13 protein-coding genes are annotated in these 18,353 nt (G+C 74.2%); all 13 read left to right on the top strand.

Annotated features, from left to right (window positions below; all coding sequences use genetic code 11):
- The 13 genes from IPO09_07540 (at window position 1) to IPO09_07480 (ending at window position 18,329) form a co-directional block, all read left to right on the top strand.
- Complete coding sequence (locus tag IPO09_07540) at window positions 1–1,530, top strand: acyl-CoA carboxylase subunit beta (GenBank protein MBK9517199.1); 1,530 nt, start codon at window positions 1–3, stop codon at window positions 1,528–1,530.
- Window positions 1,531–1,543: 13 nt separating this feature from the next.
- Entirely contained in the window at window positions 1,544–2,683 is a 1,140-nt protein-coding gene (locus tag IPO09_07535) for an acyl-CoA dehydrogenase family protein (protein ID MBK9517198.1), read from the top strand.
- A 35-nt stretch (window positions 2,684–2,718) separates the two neighbouring features.
- On the top strand, window positions 2,719–4,035 hold the full coding sequence (locus IPO09_07530) for a hypothetical protein (GenBank protein MBK9517197.1): 1,317 nt from the start codon (window positions 2,719–2,721) through the stop codon (window positions 4,033–4,035).
- Window positions 4,035–5,051: a methylmalonyl Co-A mutase-associated GTPase MeaB gene (gene meaB / locus IPO09_07525; GenBank protein MBK9517196.1), complete on the top strand. Its 1,017-nt coding sequence runs from the start codon at window positions 4,035–4,037 to the stop codon at window positions 5,049–5,051. The genes IPO09_07530 and meaB overlap by 1 nt, the downstream gene beginning before the upstream one ends.
- 10 nt (window positions 5,052–5,061) lie before the next feature.
- Window positions 5,062–6,219, top strand: coding sequence for a ribonuclease III (rnc, locus tag IPO09_07520; protein ID MBK9517195.1), 1,158 nt, complete (start codon window positions 5,062–5,064; stop codon window positions 6,217–6,219).
- Between the two features lie 74 nt (window positions 6,220–6,293).
- Window positions 6,294–6,872: a peptidylprolyl isomerase gene (locus IPO09_07515; GenBank protein MBK9517194.1), complete on the top strand. Its 579-nt coding sequence runs from the start codon at window positions 6,294–6,296 to the stop codon at window positions 6,870–6,872.
- A gap of 20 nt (window positions 6,873–6,892) precedes the next feature.
- Window positions 6,893–7,411 (top strand): peptidylprolyl isomerase, encoded by a 519-nt coding sequence (locus IPO09_07510; GenBank protein ID MBK9517193.1) that lies wholly within the window; start codon window positions 6,893–6,895, stop codon window positions 7,409–7,411.
- An 86-nt stretch (window positions 7,412–7,497) separates the two neighbouring features.
- Window positions 7,498–8,427 carry a GTPase Era gene (gene era, locus IPO09_07505; protein ID MBK9517192.1) on the top strand — a complete coding sequence of 310 codons (930 nt, stop codon included), beginning with the start codon at window positions 7,498–7,500 and terminating at the stop codon, window positions 8,425–8,427.
- Complete coding sequence (gene der / locus IPO09_07500; GenBank protein MBK9517191.1) at window positions 8,424–9,818, top strand: ribosome biogenesis GTPase Der; 1,395 nt, start codon at window positions 8,424–8,426, stop codon at window positions 9,816–9,818. Before era ends, der begins: the two co-directional genes overlap by 4 nt.
- A 104-nt stretch (window positions 9,819–9,922) precedes the next feature.
- On the top strand, window positions 9,923–10,651 hold the full coding sequence (locus IPO09_07495; protein MBK9517190.1) for a hypothetical protein: 729 nt from the start codon (window positions 9,923–9,925) through the stop codon (window positions 10,649–10,651).
- Entirely contained in the window at window positions 10,652–11,740 is a 1,089-nt protein-coding gene (locus IPO09_07490; protein ID MBK9517189.1) for a PQQ-binding-like beta-propeller repeat protein, read from the top strand.
- A gap of 6 nt (window positions 11,741–11,746) precedes the next feature.
- Complete coding sequence (locus IPO09_07485; GenBank protein MBK9517188.1) at window positions 11,747–12,151, top strand: (deoxy)nucleoside triphosphate pyrophosphohydrolase; 405 nt, start codon at window positions 11,747–11,749, stop codon at window positions 12,149–12,151.
- Window positions 12,152–12,518: 367 nt separating this feature from the next.
- Window positions 12,519–18,329: a hypothetical protein gene (locus tag IPO09_07480; protein MBK9517187.1), complete on the top strand. Its 5,811-nt coding sequence runs from the start codon at window positions 12,519–12,521 to the stop codon at window positions 18,327–18,329.
- Window positions 18,330–18,353: the final 24 nt, after the last annotated feature.

Here is an 18,353-nt window from a genome sequence, read left to right as displayed (position 1 = left end):
ATGGAGCGCGACGAGGGGCTGAAGGCGGAGCTGGCGCGGGTGGCCCGCGGCGGCGCGGAGCGGTACCACCAGAAGAACCGGGAGCAGGGGAAGCTCTTCGCGCGGGAGCGGCTGGCGCTGCTGCTCGACCCGGGCTCGCTGGTGGAGGACGGGGCGCTGGCCAACGCCCTGGATCACGACCTGCCGGCCGACGGCGTGGTGACCGGCCTGGGCACCATCGAGGGCCGGGCGGTGGCGGTGATGGCCAACGACTCGACCGTCAAGGCCGGCTCCTGGGGCGCCCGCACGGTGGAGAAGATCCTGCGGGTGCAGGAGGTGGCGGCGGCCCAGCGCCTGCCGCTCTTCTACCTGGTGGACTCGGCCGGGGCGCGCATCACCGACCAGGTGGAGATGTTCCCGGGCCGGCGCGGCGCCGGGCGCATCTTCCACAACCAGGTGCACCTCTCCGGCCTGGTGCCGCAGGTCTGCCTGCTCTTCGGCCCCTCGGCGGCCGGCGGCGCCTACATCCCGGCCTTCTGCGACGTGGTGATCATGGTGGAGGGCAACGCCTCCATGTACCTGGGCTCGCCGCGCATGGCCGAGATGGTCATCGGCGAGAAGGTCTCGCTGGAGGAGCTGGGCGGGGCCCGCATGCACTGCAGCGTGTCCGGCTGCGGGGACTTCCTGGTGAAGACCGAGGCCGAGGCGCTGGACCTGGCGCGGCGCTGGTTCGGCATGCTGCCGCGCAGCTGCCGCGAGCTGCCGCCGGCAGCGCCGCCGCGCCCGCCCCGGCCCGGGGCCCGGTCCATCGAGGCGCTGGTGCCGGCCGACCAGAACCGCCCCTTCGACGTGCTGGAGCTGGTGGAGGCGCTGGTGGACGAGGGCTCCTTCCTGGAGGTCAAGCGGCTCTGGGCCGGGGAGCTGGTGACCGGCCTGGCCCGGCTGGACGGCCGGGTGGTGGGCCTGGTGGCCAGCCAGCCCAAGGTGAAGGGGGCGGTGCTCTTCCCGGACTCGGCCGACAAGGCGGCCCGCTTCGTCTGGCTGTGCGACGCCTTCAACGTGCCGCTCCTCTACCTGGCCGACGTGCCGGGCTTCATGATCGGCACCAAGGTGGAGCGGGCCGGCATCATCCGCTCCGGGGCCAAGATGATCAGCGCGGTCTCGGAGGCCACCGTGCCGCGCATCTGCGTGGTGGTCCGCAAGGCCTACGGGGCCGGGCTCTACGCCATGGACGGCCCGGGCTTCGCCCCCTCGGCCACCCTGGCGCTGCCCCAGGCCATGATCGCGGTGATGGGGCCGGAGGCCGCCGTCAACGCGGTCTACTACAACAAGATCCAGGAGCGGCCCGAGGCGGAGCGGGCCGCCTACGTGGCGGCGCTGCGGGACGAGTACCGCGAGGACATCGACCTGCTCAAGCTGGCCAGCGAGCTGGTGGTGGACGCGGTGGTGCCCGGCGACGGGCTGCGCCAGGAGCTGGTGCGGCGCTACCGGCTCTACGCCGAGGGCTACCAGCCGCCGGCCGGCCGCAAGCACGGCGTCACCCCGGTGTGAGGCGGGAGGCACCATGGACTTCGAGCTGCCCGAGGAGCTGACCGAGATCCAGCGCACCGTGCGCGAGTTCTGCCTGCGCGAGGTGGCGCCGCACGCCCGCGCCTGGGACGAGGCGGCCGCCTTCCCCCACCAGGTGGTGCGGGCCCTCGGCGAGCTGGGGCTGATGGGCATCGCCGTGCCGGAGGCCTACGGCGGGGCCGGGCTGGGGGCGCTGGCCACCGCGGTGGTGGTGGAGGAGGTGGCGCGCTTCGACGGGGCGCTGGCCCTGACGGTGGCCTCGCACAACGGCCTGGGGCAGGGCCACCTGGTGCGCTTCGGCACCGAGGCCCAGAAGCGGCGCTGGCTGCCGCCCCTGGCCCGCGGCGAGAAGCTGGCGGCCTGGGCCTTGACCGAGCCGGGCAGCGGCTCCGACGCCGCGGCGCTGCAGGCCAGCGCGGTGCGCCGCGGGGAGGGGTGGGTGCTCAACGGCACCAAGACCTTCATCACCCAGGGCACGGTGGGCGACACCTTCCTGGTGCTGGCCCGCTCCAGCCCGGCGGGCCGGCAGCACGGCATCACCGCCTTCGTGGTGGAGAAGGGGACCCCGGGCTTCAGCCAGCGCCCCATCCACGACAAGCTGGGGATGCGGGCCTCCGACACCGGGGAGCTGCACCTGGAGGACGTCGAGGTGCCGGACGACCAGCGCGTCGGGGCGGTGGACGAGGGGTTCCTCGACACCCTGCGCATCCTGGACCGCGGGCGCATCACCATCGGGGCGCTGGCGGTGGGGCTGCACCGGGGGGCGCTGGAGCAGGCCACCGGGTACGCCAGGGAGCGGCGCACCTTCGGCAAGCCCATCGGCGAGCACCAGGCCATCGCCTTCATGCTGGCCGACATGGCCACCGGCCTGGCGGCGGCCCGCCTGCTGGTGCACCGGGCCGCCGCCCTGTGCGACGCCGGGCGCCCCTTCGGCCGGGAGGCCTCCATGGCCAAGCTGTTCGCCAGCGAGGCCGCCATGCGGGCCACCGGACAGGCCGTCCAGGTTCACGGCGGGTACGGCTACACGCGGGACTTCCCGGTGGAGCGGGCCTTCCGCGACGCCAAGCTGTGCGAGATCGGGGAGGGGACCAGCGAGGTGCAGCGGCTGGTCATCTCCCGGGACGTTTTGAGGTAGGCTCCGCCCCCGCGGCGCCCCGGCGCCCGACTCCAATGGGCGAAGGCGAACACACCATCATCGGGAAGATCCCGCGGGAGCGGCTCAACCAGATCGCCTCCCGCAAGCTCTCCATCCTGGGCGTGCCGGTGCGGCTGTCGGCCGACCGCGAGACGCTGGAGGGGGAGCTGTCCTTCTCCGGCCGGCTGGCCCACCCGGTCACCGGGCAGGGGGTGGCGCGCGCCCGCTTCCTGGTCTCGGGGCACGACCGGCTGCGCTTCGTGGATCCGCCGCTCTCGGCCCTGGGCCCGGTGGACTTCTACGTCCACGAGCGGGTGGCCGGCCTGGAGGCGGCGCTGGCGGCCGGCCTGGCCGGGCTGCAGGCCAGCCTGCAGGACGTGGCGGCGCGGCTGCGGGCCCTCAAGCTGGAGGCCACCCTCGACCCGGAGCGGCTGCACGTGCGCGCGGTGGTCAAGACCCCGGGCCACGCCTTCGAGGTGCTGGGCGGGGTCGACGGGGTGCGGGTCTCGCGGGTGGCGCCGGTGGGCGGCAAGCCGTGGGAGGTGGGGCACGACTTCCCGCCGCTCGAGCTCCGCCAGTTCGCCAGCGCCACCGATCTGGAGCTCTGGCTGGTGGACCAGCTGCCCGGCATGGCGCCCCGCGCGGCGGCGCCGGTGGCGGCCGCGCCGGCCCGCGGGAGCAGCCTGGAGATCACCCCGCCCCCCCGCAACGCCTTGACGCTGCAGGCGCTGGCGCAGGTCTTCGGCGCCGACGCCATGCTGGCGCCCAACGCCATGGTGGAGCTGGTGCAGGAGTTCCAGCACGGCGGCACCCGCTACCGCTTCGTGGCCACCCGCGAGATGGGCACCCGCTTCAAGGGGCGGCTCATCGGGCCGAGCGGCGACGTCTGGTCCGACAAGTTCGACCTGGCCAGCTTCCCCGGGCCCCGCAAGGTGGTGGCGGCGGCCCTGGGCGCCAGCGACGAGCCGCCCCTGCCGCTCGAGGCGGACCTGGCGCTGGCGGGCGGCGCGGCCGGCGGGGTGGTACCCGAGCACCTGCAGCCGGTGGCCGGCGAGGTGTGGGTCATGAGCGTGGTGGTGGAGGAGGCCGGGCCGGACGAGATCCGCTACGTCGGCACCGACATCGACGGGCGCCCGTACGGCGCGGCCCGGGTGCTGGCCAAGGCCGACTTCGAGGCGGTGTTCACCCAGGAGAAGGGGGGCTGGCGCCTCCTCATCCACATCGACCAGGTGCAGGAGGGGGCGGTGATCTACCGGCAGCTCGATCGGCAGCGGCAGCCCCTGGGCGCCCCGCGCAAGATGGCGGCCGCCATCCTGGTGGCCAACTTCGTGCCAGAGGCGGCGTCCTACTGATGGCCCCCACCCTGGTGGAGCGGGTGCTGGCGGGCGAGGTGCGGGCCGGGGCGCGGCTGATGCGCGATCTCGACGATCGGCTGCCCTCCGGGGAGGCGGCGCTGCGGGCCCTGTGGCCCAGCACCGGGCGGGCCTGGGTGGTGGGCATCACCGGCTCGCCGGGCGCCGGCAAGTCCACCCTGACCGACCGGCTCATCGCCCACCACCGCCGGGCCGGCCGGACGGTGGGCGTCATCGCGGTGGACCCCACCAGCCCGTTCACCGGCGGCGCCATCCTGGGCGACCGCATCCGCATGCAGGACCACGCCACCGATCCGGGGGTCTTCATCCGCTCGCTGGGCACCCGCGGCCACCTGGGCGGGCTCTCCCGCTCCACCGCCGACCTGGTGGCCGTGCTCGACGCCATGGGCAAGGACGTGGTGCTGGTCGAGACGGTGGGGGTGGGCCAGGACGAGATCGAGATCGCCGAGTTCGCCCACACCGTGATCGTGGTGGCGGTGCCCGGCATGGGCGACGACGTGCAGGCCATCAAGGCCGGCGTGCTGGAGATCGCCGACGTCTTCGCCGTCAACAAGGCGGATCGCGACGGCGCCGACCGCACCGTGCGCGACCTGCAGGGCATGCTGGAGCTGCGCCACGCGGTGCGCCCGCCGCAGGACCACGACGCCGGCCACGCCGCCGCCGGCCAGGCGCCGGCGCCGCTGGAGCGGGACCAGGGGTGGACCCCGCCCATCGTGAAGACCGTGGCGGCCACCGGCGACGGCATCGACGCCCTGGCCGAGGCGCTGGAGGCGCACCGGACCCACCTCGACACCAGCGGCGAGCGGCGCCTGCGCGACACGGCCCGGGCCCGGGCCGGGTTCGTGGCCATCCTGCGCGAGCGGCTGCTGGCCGGCGCGCTGGCAAGGCTGGAGCTGGAGCGCGGCCGGCTCGACGAGGTGGCGGCCCTGATCGCGGCCCGGAAGGCCGATCCCTACCAGCTGGCCGAGGAGCTCTCGGCCCGGCTGCGCGGCTGAGGGGCCCCGCATGGCCGACGACCCCCAGGCCCCGCAGGCGCCCGACGAGCAGGCCCTGGTGGCGGCGCTGGAGGCGCGCCTCGGCCAGCCGCTGCGGGACCGCGCCACGGCGCTGGCGGCCCTGACCCACAAGTCGTTCGTCAACGAGCAGCGCGGCCCGGTGGCCGCCGACAACGAGCGGCTGGAGTTCCTGGGCGACGCGGTCATCGACCTGGCGGTGTCGCACCGGCTGATGGAGCGCTTCCCGGCCGCCCGCGAGGGCGACCTCTCCAAGATGCGGGCCGCGGTGGTGGACGAGCAGGGGCTGGCGGCCCTGGCCACCGCCCTGGACCTGGGGCCGCTGCTCCGGCTGGGGCGCGGCGAGGAGCGCACCGGCGGGCGCCGCAAGGCCTCCCTGCTGGCCGACGCCATGGAGGCGGTGGTGGCGGCCATCTACCTCTCGGACGGGCTGCCGGGGGTGCTCTCGCTGGTGGACCGCTGCCTGGGCGAGGCCTTCCAGCGCGCCGCCGAGGGGACCCTGGACCGCGACTTCAAGACCCAGCTCCAGGAGGTGGCGCAGAGCCGGCTCAAGGTCGCCCCGCGCTACCAGGTGGTGGCGGAGCTGGGGCCCGACCACGCCAAGGTCTTCGAGGTGGAGCTGGACCTGAGGGGCGAGGTGCTGGGGCGCGCCACCGGCCGGTCGAAGAAGGACGCCGAGCAGGCCGTGGCCCGCCTCGGGCTGGAGGTGCTGCTCGCCAAGCTGACGGCGGCCGCGGACGCGACCGCGGCGCCCCCTCACCCCGGCCCTCTCCCCCAGCAGGCTGCGGGAGAGGGTGAGCAGAGGACCGTGAACGTTGCGCCCCCTCACCCCGGCGCTCTCCCCCAGCAAGCTGCGGGAGAGGGAGCCAACTCCGGCGCCTCGGCCCTCTCGCCCGCGCCGCCTTCCCCGCCCTCCATGGCTCCTGCACTCCCTCTCCCCTCAGGGGAGAGGGCTGGGGTGAGGGGTGAGCGGCAGGCCCCCGCGAACCCGGCGGCTGCGCCTCCGCCCCCTGAGCAAGTTGAGGGAGAGGGGGAGCCGCGATCCCCGACCGCGGCCCCCCGCCGCGTCCGCAAGAAGGCCGCCGGCGCCGCGACGCCCAGGCACAGGGCCACCAGCCGCCCCGCCAAGCGCCGCCCCAAGGCCCGCTGAGCGGCCCCGGCCGGGTCCCGGGGGCGCCCCTCATTCACTTGCCGCGCAGCCGGAGCGCCGCTAGCATCCCGCGCATGAAAATCACCCTCGCGTTCGCCCTGCTGGCGCTCTCCTCGCCGGCCCTCGCCGAAACCCCCAAGGCCGCGGCCAAGGCGGAGCAGTACGCCACCTTCGAGACCTCCGCCGGCAAGATCGGGGTCAAGCTGCTCGCCGCCCGCGCGCCCAAGACGGTCGAGAACTTCGTCGGCCTGGCCACCGGCGCCAAGGAGTGGACCGACCCCACCGGCCAGAAGACCAAGCGGCCGCTCTACGACAACACCATCTTCCACCGCGTCATCCCCAACTTCATGATCCAGGGCGGGGACCCGCGCGGCAACGGCACCGGCGACCCCGGCTACCGCTTCGCCGACGAGTTCCACCCGGACGACGCCTTCCGCCCCGGCATCCTGGCCATGGCCAACTCCGGCCCAAACACCAACGGCTCGCAGTTCTTCATCACCGAGGTGGCCACCACCCACCTGAACGGGCGCCACACCATCTTCGGCGAGGTGGTCTGCGGCCTCGACCTGGTCGGCAAGATCGCCCGCGCCGGCAACGGCGCCACCAAGCTGAACCACGTGGCCATCGGCGCCACCGTGCCCACCTGCAAGTAGCGGCCCCCGAGGACCACCACATGGCCAACCCGACCGCCACCTTCGAGACCAGCCTCGGCACCTTCACCGCCGAGATCTTCCTCGACCAGATGCCCATCACCGCCAAGAACTTCCTGGACCTCGCCAAGAGCGGCTTCTACGACGGCCTGCACTTCCACCGGGTCATCAAGGGCTTCATGGTGCAGTTCGGCTGCCCGCACTCCAGGGACCCCGGCAGCGCGCGGGCCGGCACCGGCGGCCCTCCGCACGGCACCATCAAGGACGAGCACCCGCCGGCGGCCAAGCTCTCCAACGAGCCGCTGACGCTCTCCATGGCCAACACCGGCCAGCCCAACAGCGGCGGCTCGCAGTTCTTCATCAACGCCACCCACAACAGCTTCCTCGACTGGTTCAGCCCGGGCGCCTCGAAGCACCCGGTCTTCGGCAAGGTGACCACCGGCGCCGACGTGGTGAAGAAGATCGAGACCACCCCCACCAAGCCGGGCGACCGGCCGATCACGCCGGTCCAGGTGGTCAAGATCACGGTCGCCGGGTACTGACCCGAAAGGTCCGCGCAGCCCCCCCTGGCCCGGCCGGGCGCCCCAGCCGGGCGCCTCGCCGGGCCTGGGCGTGCTAGGAAGGCGCCGTGCCCAGGAAGACGACGCCGTTCCGCGCCGGGTTCGTGGCCCTCATCGGCCGCCCGAACGTGGGGAAGTCCACGCTGCTCAACCGGCTGCTCGGCGAACACATCGCCATCGTGTCGCCACGCCCGCAGACGACCCGCACCCGCATCATGGGCGTGGTGAACGGCGAGGGGCACCAGCTGGCGCTCTTCGACACCCCCGGGGTGCACGCCGCCAAGGGGGCCCTCAACAAGCGCATGGTGGAGGTGGCCCTGGGCACCCTGGCCGAGGTGGACGCGGCCCTGGTGATCATCGAGGCCGGCACCGGCCCGGGCGGGCGGGTCGAGGTCGGGGAGGGGACCCGGGCGGTCATCGAGGCGGTGGCGCGCAGCCGCAAGCCGGCGGTGCTGGGCATCAACAAGCTGGACCGCTCCCCCAAGGAGACCCTGCTGCCGGTCATGGCCGCCTACAAGGACCTGCACGCCTGGAACGCCATCGTGCCCTTCTCGGCCCTGACCGGCGAGAACGTCGAGCAGCTGGTGGCGGTGCTGGCCGCGGTGGTGCCGGAGGCCGAGGCCCCGCTCTTCGCCGCCGACGTCCTGACCGACCAGGCCGAGCGGCAGCTGGCCGCCGAGTACGTGCGCGAGCAGCTGGTGCTCAAGACCTCCCAGGAGCTGCCCTACTCGGTGGCGGTGGAGGTCGAGGAGTTCGACGAGCGCGACCGGCGCGAGGGCGGCGGGCTGGTGCGGGTGGCGGCGCTCATCAAGGTGGAGCGCGAGTCGCAGAAGGCCATCGTCATCGGCAAGAAGGGCGCCCTGCTCAAGGCGGTGGGCACCGAGGCCCGCAAGCGGCTGGAGAAGCTGCTGGGCTGCAAGGTCTTCCTGGGCCTGACGGTCAAGGTGGACGAGCGCTGGACCGAGAAGCCCAGCGCGGTGCGGAGGCTGCTGCCGTGAGCGCCCGCCCCGTCATCGCCCTGGTGGGCCGGCCCAACGTCGGCAAGTCCACCCTCTTCAACCGGCTGGTGGGCCGGCGCGCCGCCATCGTGCAGGACCTGCCCGGGGTGACCCGCGACCGCAACTACGCCGACCTGATCTGGGAGGGCCGGGCCCTCTCGGTGGTGGACACCGGCGGCTTCGAGCCGGAGTCGCGCGACCGCCTGCTGGCGCAGGTCCGGCAGCAGGCGCAGCTGGCCACCGAGGAGGCGGCCGCGGTGATCCTGGTGGTGGACGGGCGCGACGGGCTCACCAGCGTGGACCGGGCGGTGGCCGACCTGCTGCGCCGCACCAAGAAGCCGCTCTTCGTGGCGGTCAACAAGGTGGACACCGCCAGGACCGAGGAGGAGATCCCGCTGGCCGACTTCTACGAGCTCGGCTTCGGCGAGGTCTTCGCGGTCTCGGCCGAGCACGGCCGCGGCACCGGCGACCTGCTCGAGGCGGTGGTGGCGGCGCTCAACCTGGAGCCGGCCCCCCCGCCGGCCGAGGAGCAGGAGGAGCCCGAGGAGGTGGAGGAGGGCGACCGCCCCACCGGCGACATCCGGGTGGCCATCGTGGGCCGGCCCAACGTCGGCAAGTCCACCATGGTGAACTCGCTGCTCGGCGAGGAGCGCTTCGTGGTCTCGGACATCCCCGGGACCACCCGCGACTCGCTCGACAGCCTGGTGATCCACAAGGGCAAGCGCTACGTGGTGACCGACACGGCGGGCATCCGGCGCAAGGCCACCATCTCCGCCACGGTGGAGACCTACTCGGTGGTCCGCTCCATGAAGGCCATGGACGACGCCGAGGTGGTGGCGGTGGTGCTGGACGCCACCGAGGCCGGCGTGGACCAGGACGCCAAGCTGCTGGCCCTGGTGCTGGAGAAGGCCAAGGTGCTGGTGGTGGTGGTCAACAAGTGGGACATCGCCGAGCGCGAGGGCGCCACCCAGGACTGGTACCGCGCCGAGCTCGGCAAGCGGCTCCCCTTCGTCTCCTTCGCCCCCATGATCTTCATGTCGGCCAAGGAGGGGCGTGGGGTGGTGAAGCTGCTGGAGAAGGCGGCCCTGCTGGTGGAGCAGTACCGGGCCCGCTTCCCCACGCCGCAGCTCAACGAGCTGCTGGAGAACATCCAGGAGTCGCACCCGCCGCCGCTGGCGCGCGGGCTGCCGGTCAAGCTGTTCTACGTGGCCCAGGTGGCCTACGCGCCCCCCACCTTCGTCATCAACTGCGGGCGGCCCGAGGCCATCTCGGACCACTACCGCCGCTTCGTGGAGAACCGCTTCCGCGAGGCCTTCGGCCTCGAGGTGCCGATGCGGCTGGTGTTCCGGGAGCGCAAGCGCAGGAAGCGCCCGCCCAGGCGCAAGGACTGAGCGCCGGGGCGTCCGGCTTTCGCTTGACGCTGGCGCGGCGCCGCCCCTAGATTGTCGCGGTTTTTCCGCAACTTGGCCGCCCTGGCGCGGCCCCCCGAGGAGCCATGTCGAAGAGCGACGAGCTGAGCCGCAAGGACATGAAGGAGCCGGACAAGTTCCAGGTGGTGGCCGGCGAGGCGGCCTCCTGGTTGACCGGTCACCGCCGCCAGTCGGTCCTGGTCGGCGGCGCCGTGGTGGCCGTCCTGGTGGTGGCGGTGGTGGTGTCCAGCCTGCGCGAGCGCGGCGCCACCCGCGGCGGGGCGCTGCTGTCCCAGGTCTACAAGGCCGCCAGCGGCGAGATCTCCAGCGTGCCGCTGCCCGGCCTGCCCGGGCCGTTCTTCGCCAGCGACGCCGAGCGGCAGAAGGCGGTCATCACCGCCGCCGCGGCCGTGCTGGCCGAGGCGCCGGGCAGCCGCGCCGGAGCCCTGGCGGCGCTGGCCAAGGGCGACGCCCACCTCCGCCTCGGCGAGTGGGACGCCGCCGCGGCCGCCTACCAGGTCTACCTGTCGTCGGCCGGCAAGGGCGACGCGCTCCGCTTCGGCGCCCTGGAAGGGCTGGCGCTGGTGGAGGAGGGCAAGGGGCAGGCCGAGGCGGCGCTGGCCGCCTGGTCCCGCCTCGGTGCCGAGGTGCCGGCGCACGGCGATCGCGCCGACCTGGCCAAGGCCCGCCTGCTGGCGGCCGCCGGCAAGAAGGCCGAGGCCATGGCGCTGCTGGGCGGCTTCGCCGAGGCCCACAAGGAGTCGCCGCTGGCCGGCGAGGCCTCCGAGCGGCTGACCAGAATGGGCGGCAAGTAGATGACCTGGCTGGCCCTGGCGCTGGCGCTCGCGGCCACCCCGGCGCAGGGCGGCCGCCTGCCGCCGGCGCCGCGCGCCCTCTACCAGGTGGCGTGGGCCAGGCCCCTGGCCCAGAAGGCCCTGGGCGAGCTCACGCCGTCGGAGCCCGGGGGCGCCGCGGTCGACGCGGTCACCGGCCTGGTGGTGGTGGGCACCCGCGACGGCTGGCTGCACGCGCTGCGGGCCGACGGCAGCCTGGCCTGGGACTTCCAGGCCGACGGCCCCTTCGCCGCCGAGCCGCTGGTGGACGGCGACACCGTCTACGCCGGCTCGCACGACGGCCGGCTCTACGCCCTGGCGCTCGGCACCGGGAAGGAGCGCTGGCGCTACGACGCCCGCGAGCAGCTCGGCACCCGGCCGGCGCTGATCGAGGGGCTGGTGGTGGTGGCCAGCCTGCAGGACACGGTCTTCGCGGTGGACGCCCGCACCGGCGCCTGGAAGTGGCACCACCGGCGCGAGCAGCGCGAGGGCTTCACCATCCGCGGCGCGGCGGCGGTGGCGGCCGGCGACGGCCTGGTGCACGCCGGCTACTCCGACGGTACGCTCCTGGCCCTCGAGGCCGGCAGCGGGGTGGTGCGCTGGGAGCGCCAAGCCGCGCCGTCGGGCAGCTACACCGACGTGGACTCGCTGGTGGTGCAGGGCGGTCGGGTCTTCGCGGCCGCCTACTCGGGCGCGGTGGTGGCGCTGGAGGCGGCCACCGGCAAGCCGCTCTGGCAGGTGCTGGCGCCCGAGGCGACCAGGGTGACCATGGGGCCGGCCACGCTGCTGGTGGTCACCTCGACCAAGGTCCTGGCGCTCTCGCCGGTGGACGGCCGGGTGGCCTGGAGCGTGCCCCTGGAGGGCTCGCCGGGCGGCGCGCCACGGGTCAGCGGGCGCTGGCTGCTGGTGCCGGCCGAGCAGGGCGGGCTGCGGTTCCTGGAGCTGGCCAGCGGGCGGACCGTGCGGGTGCTCGATCCGGGCACCGGCGTGGGGTCCTCTCCCGGGCTGGCGCCGGGCCGGGCCTACGTCCTGTCGAACGGCGGCCTGCTGGTCGCGCTCGACCTCAGGTAGGGCGCGGTGCGCCGGGTCCTGGTGGTGGCCGCGGTGGTGCGGCGCGGGGCCGAGGTCCTGATCTCGCTGCGAAAGCCGGAGGCGGCGCGCGGCGGGCAGTGGGAGTTCCCGGGCGGCAAGGTGGAGGCCGGGGAGGGTGAGCCCGAGGCGCTGCGGCGGGAGATCGACGAGGAGCTGGGCTGCGGCGTGGTGGTCGGCCCGCTCATCACCCGCCACCGCCACCGCTACCCGGACCTGGAGGTCGAGCTGGCCTTCTACGCCTGCCGCCTCCCCGAGGGCGCCGCTCCCCGGCCGCTCGGGGTGGCCGCGCTGGAGTGGGCCGCGGTCGGGCGGCTGGCCGGCTACGACTTCTGCGAGGCCGACCGACCGGTGCTGGCCGCCATCGAGGCGTTCGAAGCCTTCGAGGGGTGACCCGGCGCCCGCGCAGGGGCAGCCGCAGTGGGGCGACGGACCCCCGCAGGAGCGGCGCCGCAGGTCGGGGCCGGTGGCTCGGGAAGTGGTCCCGTGCCGTGTCCGCGTGACGCGTGGGCAGGGGAGCCCCGTGGGGCCGGGCAGGCGGCCCGGTCGTAGGTTCCACCTCGAAACTCCTGAACGGCCTGCGGGCCAGCGTGTTCAGGTCGTCCGTCGGATGACTGGGAGCTGCGGCGGGTTGCCTCCCCCGGGCGTGGGACTGCGCCCTGGCGCGCACCCATCACACCTTCAGCGCATGGCCTCGACCTGCGACCGCGCCGACCACCCCGCTCCAGCCCCCGCCAGCGCCGGGCCCCGCTGGCCGAGCCTGTCGCGCCGCGCCGCGGTGGTCGGGCTGGCCGCCGGGCTGGGGCTGGCGGCCGCGCCCGCGGGGGCCGCCGTGCAGTGCGCCCGCACCGTGCGCGCGGACGTGGTGGTGCTCGACCAGCCGCTCATGTTCAACCGGCTCGGCTCGCAGAACGTCAACGGCATCGTCTACGCCCTGCGCGGCGACCTGGTGGACCTGACCGGCCTGCCGCTCAGCCGCGGTGGCCTGGCGGCCCCCGGGAACGTGGCGCTCCGCCCGGACAAGCGCCCCCGGCCCCTGACGCTGCGGGTGGCGGCTGGCGACTGCCTGGAGGTGCAGTTCCAGAACCTGCTGTCGCCCGCCCCCAACCCGTTCCGCGCCCCGGTGGACGGCCAGGTCTTCGCGCTGCCGCTGGGCGCGCAGGTGGTGGACCGGACCGCCGGCTTCCACCCCCAGGGGCTCGAGCTGCTCACCGGCATCCAGGACGACGGCTCCGAGGTCGGGCAGAACGCCAGCAGCCTGGTGGCGCCGGGCGCGCAGGTCACCTACCGCTACTTCGCGCCCAAGGAGGGGGCCTTCCTGGTGACCAGCCACGGCGCCACCTTCGGCGGGGAGGGGACCAGCGGCAACGGCGCCAGCGGCATGTTCGCGGTGGTCAACGTGGAGCCGCCGGGCGCCAGCTTCTACCGGAGCCAGGTGACCGAGGAGGAGCTCCGGCTGGCCACCCGGCTCGACGCCGGCGGCCAGCCCCTGCGCACCGACACCGGGCAGCCGGTCGTCGACTACGCGGCCCGCTACCCCTCGGCCGAGCCCTGGCAGTCGGAGGGCAAGGCCGGCCAGCCCATCCTGGCGATGCTCGACGGCAGCGACCTGGTCCACTCCGACCTGAACGCCATCGTCACCGGCCCGAACGCCGACGGCTCCTGGCCGTCGGGCCCGGCGGCGCCCTACCCGCTGGAGCGGGTCGGGCTGCGCAACCCCACCGTGCCCAACCGGCTCGAGCCCTTCCGCGAGTTCACCGTGGTCTTCCACGACGAGTCGGCGGTGGCCAACGCCTTCCCGCGCTTCTTCCTCGACCCGGTCCTCAAGCACACCCTGCGGGCGGTGGGCGACGTCTTCCAGGTCAACTACGGCGCCGCGGCGGTGGGCTCGGAGATCATCGCCAACCGGCTGGGCGTGGGGCCCATGCACGACTGCCTGGACTGCGCCTACGAGGAGTTCTTCCTGACCTCCTACGCGGTGGGCGACCCGGCCATGGTGGTGGACCGGCCCGCCAACCTGGGGCTGGAGCTCTGCGCGCCGGGGGTGGCGCCGGGCACCGGCCCGTGCTCGGCCATCGGCCCCAAGGCCACCAAGGCCTTCTACCCGGCCGACCCGTCCAACGTGCACCACAGCTACATCAGCGACTTCGTGAAGTTCCGCAACGTGCACTCCGGGCGCGAGCACCACGTCTTCCACCTGCACAACCACCAGTGGCTCTTCAACCCCAGCGACGACAACGCCAACTACATCGACGCGCAGGGCATCGGGCCGGGGGCCGGCTACACCTACGAGATCAACTTCGGCGGCTCGGGCAACCGCAACAAGAGCGCCGGCGACGCCATCTTCCACTGCCACTTCTACCCGCACTTCGCCCAGGGCATGTGGGAGCTGTGGCGCATCCACGACACCTTCGAGGCCGGCACCCGGCTTGCGGTGAGCGGCGACGGGTTCCACCAGGTCCCGTTCGCCCTGCAGGACGGGCAGCCCGCCGCCGCGGTGGTGGACCCCGCCAGCGGCGCCATCACCACCCCGGTGCGGGCGCTGCCCGACGGCGAGATCGCCGGCGGCACCCCCATCCCGGCGCTGGTGCCGCTGCCGGGCAAGGCGCTGGCGCCCATGCCGGGCCGGGTGGCGGTGGTCCCCAAGGTGGAGGGCGGGGTGACCCTGGGCTCCAACGCCAGGGTGGACCGGACCGACACCGATCCCACCCAGGTCCACGCCACCCTGAACCCCACCGGTCTCCGGAACCCCGGCTACCCCTTCTGGATCGCCGGCATCGAGCACGTGGTGGGCCAGCGGGCCCCGACGCCGCCCCTCGACATGGCCCTCGATCCGCAGGACCCGGCCGACGGCGGCTGGGACGGCGGGCTGCCGCGCCACGCCCTGGACGGCTACGCCGCCGCCGGCTGCGCCACCACCGCCGGCCGGGCCGCCTGCGCCCACAGCGAGGAGAGCCCGCTCTCCTTCGCCAAGGAGGTGGTGCTGGCCAAGCCGGTCTGGTTCCCCGAGGACGGCACCGACGTCGAGAAGGCCGCCATGGCCTTCCACGCGGTGCGCCAGCACCCCTCGTCGTCCTACGACCTGGCCGGGGCGCTGGTGCCGGCCGCCTTCGTCACCAACGGCTCCGGGCGCCCGGTGCCCGGCGCGCCGTACCACGACCCCTGCATCGACGACACCGGGGCGGTGCTGCACGACGGGGTGACCGGCCACTTCTTCGACGCCCAGGGCGGCTTCGGCACCACCGGCGCCTCGCCCTTCAGCGCCGACCACCCGCGCCACTACAAGGGCGCCAACATCCAGTTCGACGCGGTGCTCAACAAGGTGGGCTACCACTACCCGCAGCAGCGCATCCTGGCGCTGTGGGAGGACGCCGTCCCCACCATCACCAAGGCCCGCGCGCCCGAGCCGCTGGTGATGCGCATGAACACCTTCGACTGCGTCATGTACAGCCACACCAACCTGATCCCACACGTCTTCGAGCTGGACGACTACCAGGTCCGCACCCCCACCGACATCGTGGGGCAGCACATCCACCTGCCCAAGTGGGATCTCACCACCACCGACGGCTCGGCCAACGGCTGGAACTACGAGGACGGGACCCTCTCGCCCGGCGCGGTGCAGGAGCGCATCGCCGCCATCAACGCCTTCAACCCCGGCGGCGCCGGCAACCCGGGCGACAGCGCCGGGCGCGACGCGGACACGCCGCTGCTGGCCGCCGACCACCCCTACTTCGGCCGGTTCGGCAAGCCGGAGTGGCGGGGGGCCCGCACCACGCTGCAGCGCTGGTACTCCGACCCGGTGGTCAACGCCATGGGCGTCCACCGCGGCCTGGGCGTCATCTTCAGCCACGACCACTACGGCCCCTCGACCCACCAGCAGGTGGGGCTGTACGCCACCGTGCTGGTCGAGCCGCCCGGCTCCACCTGGGTCCACAACGAGACCGGCGCGCCCCTCTACGACACCGCCACCCGGCGCGACGGCGGGCCGACCAGCTGGCAGGCGGCCATCCTGACCGGCGATCTCGACGCCGACGGCCAGAACGACAGCTACCGCGAGTTCTACTTCGAGTTCTCCGACTTCCAGCACGCCTACCTGCCGGGCGTCTACGTGGGGCGCGACCAGGCCGGCAACCTGGCCGCCGGTCCCACCGACGCCACCTTCCGCAGCGCCATCAACCCCTCGGCGCGGGTGCAGGCCGCCACCGTGCTGCCGGACCTGGTGGTGATCCCGGCGCTCTGCCCCAGCGGCCTGCCGCGGCCGTGCCCGGAGGCCATCACCGCCGAGGATCCGGGCACCCTGGTGGTCAACTACCGCAACGAGCCGGTGGCGCTGCGGGTCTTCGATCCGGCCCGGCTCGGGCCGGACGGCAAGCCGGGCAGCCAGGCGGCCGGGCTGGCCGGTGACCTGGCCTTCGCCCTGCAGAGCCGCACCGACCGCGTCATCCGCGCCCTCAACACGCAGCCGCGGGCCGGGGCCAGCCTGGCCGGCACCACCTTCCCGCCGCCGCTGCAGACCGCCGGCGTCGGCCCCGGCGACCCCTTCACGCCCATGCCGCGCAGCTACTTCGGCGACCGGGTGCGGCTCAAGGTGCAGGCCGGCGGCGACGAGGAGTCGCACAACGTCTCGGTGCTGGGGATGAAGTGGCTGCAGGAGGGGGCCGGCTACGGCTTCTCGCCCAACTCGGGCTGGCGCAGCGCCCAGCACGCCGGCATCTCGGAGCAGTTCACCTTCGCCACCCCGGTGCTGCCGCTGCTGCGCCCCGGCGCCTCGGTGGACTACGCCTACACCATGAACGCCAGCATCGACGGCTACTGGCACGGGGTGTGGGGCCTGATGCGCAGCTACCGGGCGGCCCGCGCCGACCTGTTCCGGCTGCCCAACAGCACCCCCAACCTGACGGTGGCCAACCAGTCGGCCTTCGTGGAGGTCTGCCCGCGCACGGCGCGCATCCGCGCCTTCGACGTGACGGCGGCCATGGCCAACGAGGTGCTCCCCAACGCGCTCGGCGTGACCATCGTGCCGGCCGACGCCAGCGCCACCCTGCACACCGGCGGCGCCCTGGACCCCGCCGGCGGCACGCTGGTCTACAACCCGCGCGCCACCCTGGTGCAGGGGCAGCTCCAGCAGGCGGAGCCGCTGCCGGGCGAGCCCGAGCCGCCGCCGGTCTTCGCCCCGCCCCACAGCGGCCCGCTGCACGACCCGACCGCGCTGCTCTACCTGCGGACCGCCGACCTGGTGGCCATCGATCCGGCCGACCCTGGCTGCATCCGGCTGCTCGGCAACGGCCGCAGCGTGCCCGACCCGCGCCTGCGCACCTGCAAGGTGCGGCTGCGCGCCGGCGCGCCGGTGGAGCCGCTGGTGCTGCGGGCCGCCGCCGGCGAGTGCCTGCAGGTGACGCTGCGCAACCGGCTGCCGGCGCTGGTGCCCGACCTGGCCGGCTTCAAGCACCTGCCCTCCACCGTGGCGCGCGACGCCGCCGGGGCCGAGGGCGTCACCACCTTCAACAACAACCTGATCCACCCGTCGAGCTACGTGGGGCTGCAGCCCACCCTGGTGGCCTTCGACGTGGAGCTGGCGGGCGGCACGGTCATCGGGGCCAACCGGCCGTCGCTGGTGGCCCCCGGCCAGGTGGCCACCAAGCGCTGGTACGCCGGCGACCTGAGCTTCCTGCCCGCCTCCGGCACCTCGGTGACGCTGGTGGCCACCCCGGTGGAGTTCGGCGGCGCCAACCTGCTGCCGGCCGACCAGATCAAGCAGGGGGCCAAGGGGCTGGAGGGCGCCCTGGTGGTGCAGCCGCCCGGCGCCACCTGGACCGAGTCGGACCTGGTGCCGGACAACCAGAGCGGCGTCCCGGGGGCGCAGCGCGAGACCCGCGCCTCCGCCACCGTCAACGGCCAGTTCCGCGACTTCACGGTGGTGGCGCAGAAGGGGCTCAACCACCGCTACGCCGACGGCGCGCCCATGGAGATGATCGCGGCGGTGAAGCAGATCACCGAGGACGCCGAGGACTCGGGCCACATGGCCATCAACTACGCCACCGAGCCGCTCTCCTTCCGCTTCGGCCTGGCGCCCAACACCCCGTACGCCGGCCCCTTCGGCTTCTCCGCCATCCAGAACATCCACCAGGCCTACTCGAACGACCTGCCGGGGGTGGGGGGCGACCCCGCCACGCCGGTCTTCACGGTGCCGGCCGGCAGCCCCTTCCGGCTGCACCTGCTCATGCCCACCGGCTCGCCGCGCGCCTCGGTGATGACGCTGCACGGCCACGTCTGGCAGCGCGAGCCGCACGTCTGCCCGGGCACCAACCACCTCGGCATCCCGGGCAAGTGCGCCCCCACCGGCTTCTTCCCCACGCTGCCGGGCTTCGAGGTGGCCTCCAAGGCGCTGGGCGACAACCCGCTCAGCGTGTACATGGGCGCGCAGGACCTCTTCATGCCGGGCGCCCACTTCGAGCTGGTCCTGCCGAGCGCCGGCGGGTCGAACGGCATCCCCGGCGACTACCTGCTGCACGACCGGGGCGGAATGGGCAGCATGTCCGGGCTGTGGGGGCTGGTGCGGGTCACGCCCTGAGCGGCGGGTGACGGCGGGGAGGCC

It is taken from the genome of Anaeromyxobacter sp., from assembly GCA_016718565.1.
In the GTDB taxonomy this organism is placed as follows: Bacteria; Myxococcota; Myxococcia; order Myxococcales; family Anaeromyxobacteraceae; genus JADKCZ01.
This window is presented reverse-complemented; position numbering and strand designations above follow the sequence as displayed.

What these genes read in the sequence shown, in the direction of transcription:
- IPO09_07540 (MBK9517199.1), top strand. Translation starts at nt 1, where the DNA reads ATGGAGCGCGACGAGGGGCTGAAGGCGGAGCTGGCGCGGGTGGCCCGC.
- IPO09_07535 (MBK9517198.1), top strand. Translation starts at nt 1,544, where the DNA reads ATGGACTTCGAGCTGCCCGAGGAGCTGACCGAGATCCAGCGCACCGTG.
- IPO09_07530 (MBK9517197.1), top strand. Translation starts at nt 2,719, where the DNA reads ATGGGCGAAGGCGAACACACCATCATCGGGAAGATCCCGCGGGAGCGG.
- meaB (MBK9517196.1), top strand. Translation starts at nt 4,035, where the DNA reads ATGGCCCCCACCCTGGTGGAGCGGGTGCTGGCGGGCGAGGTGCGGGCC.
- rnc (MBK9517195.1), top strand. Translation starts at nt 5,062, where the DNA reads ATGGCCGACGACCCCCAGGCCCCGCAGGCGCCCGACGAGCAGGCCCTG.
- IPO09_07515 (MBK9517194.1), top strand. Translation starts at nt 6,294, where the DNA reads ATGAAAATCACCCTCGCGTTCGCCCTGCTGGCGCTCTCCTCGCCGGCC.
- IPO09_07510 (MBK9517193.1), top strand. Translation starts at nt 6,893, where the DNA reads ATGGCCAACCCGACCGCCACCTTCGAGACCAGCCTCGGCACCTTCACC.
- IPO09_07495 (MBK9517190.1), top strand. Translation starts at nt 9,923, where the DNA reads ATGTCGAAGAGCGACGAGCTGAGCCGCAAGGACATGAAGGAGCCGGAC.
- IPO09_07490 (MBK9517189.1), top strand. Translation starts at nt 10,652, where the DNA reads ATGACCTGGCTGGCCCTGGCGCTGGCGCTCGCGGCCACCCCGGCGCAG.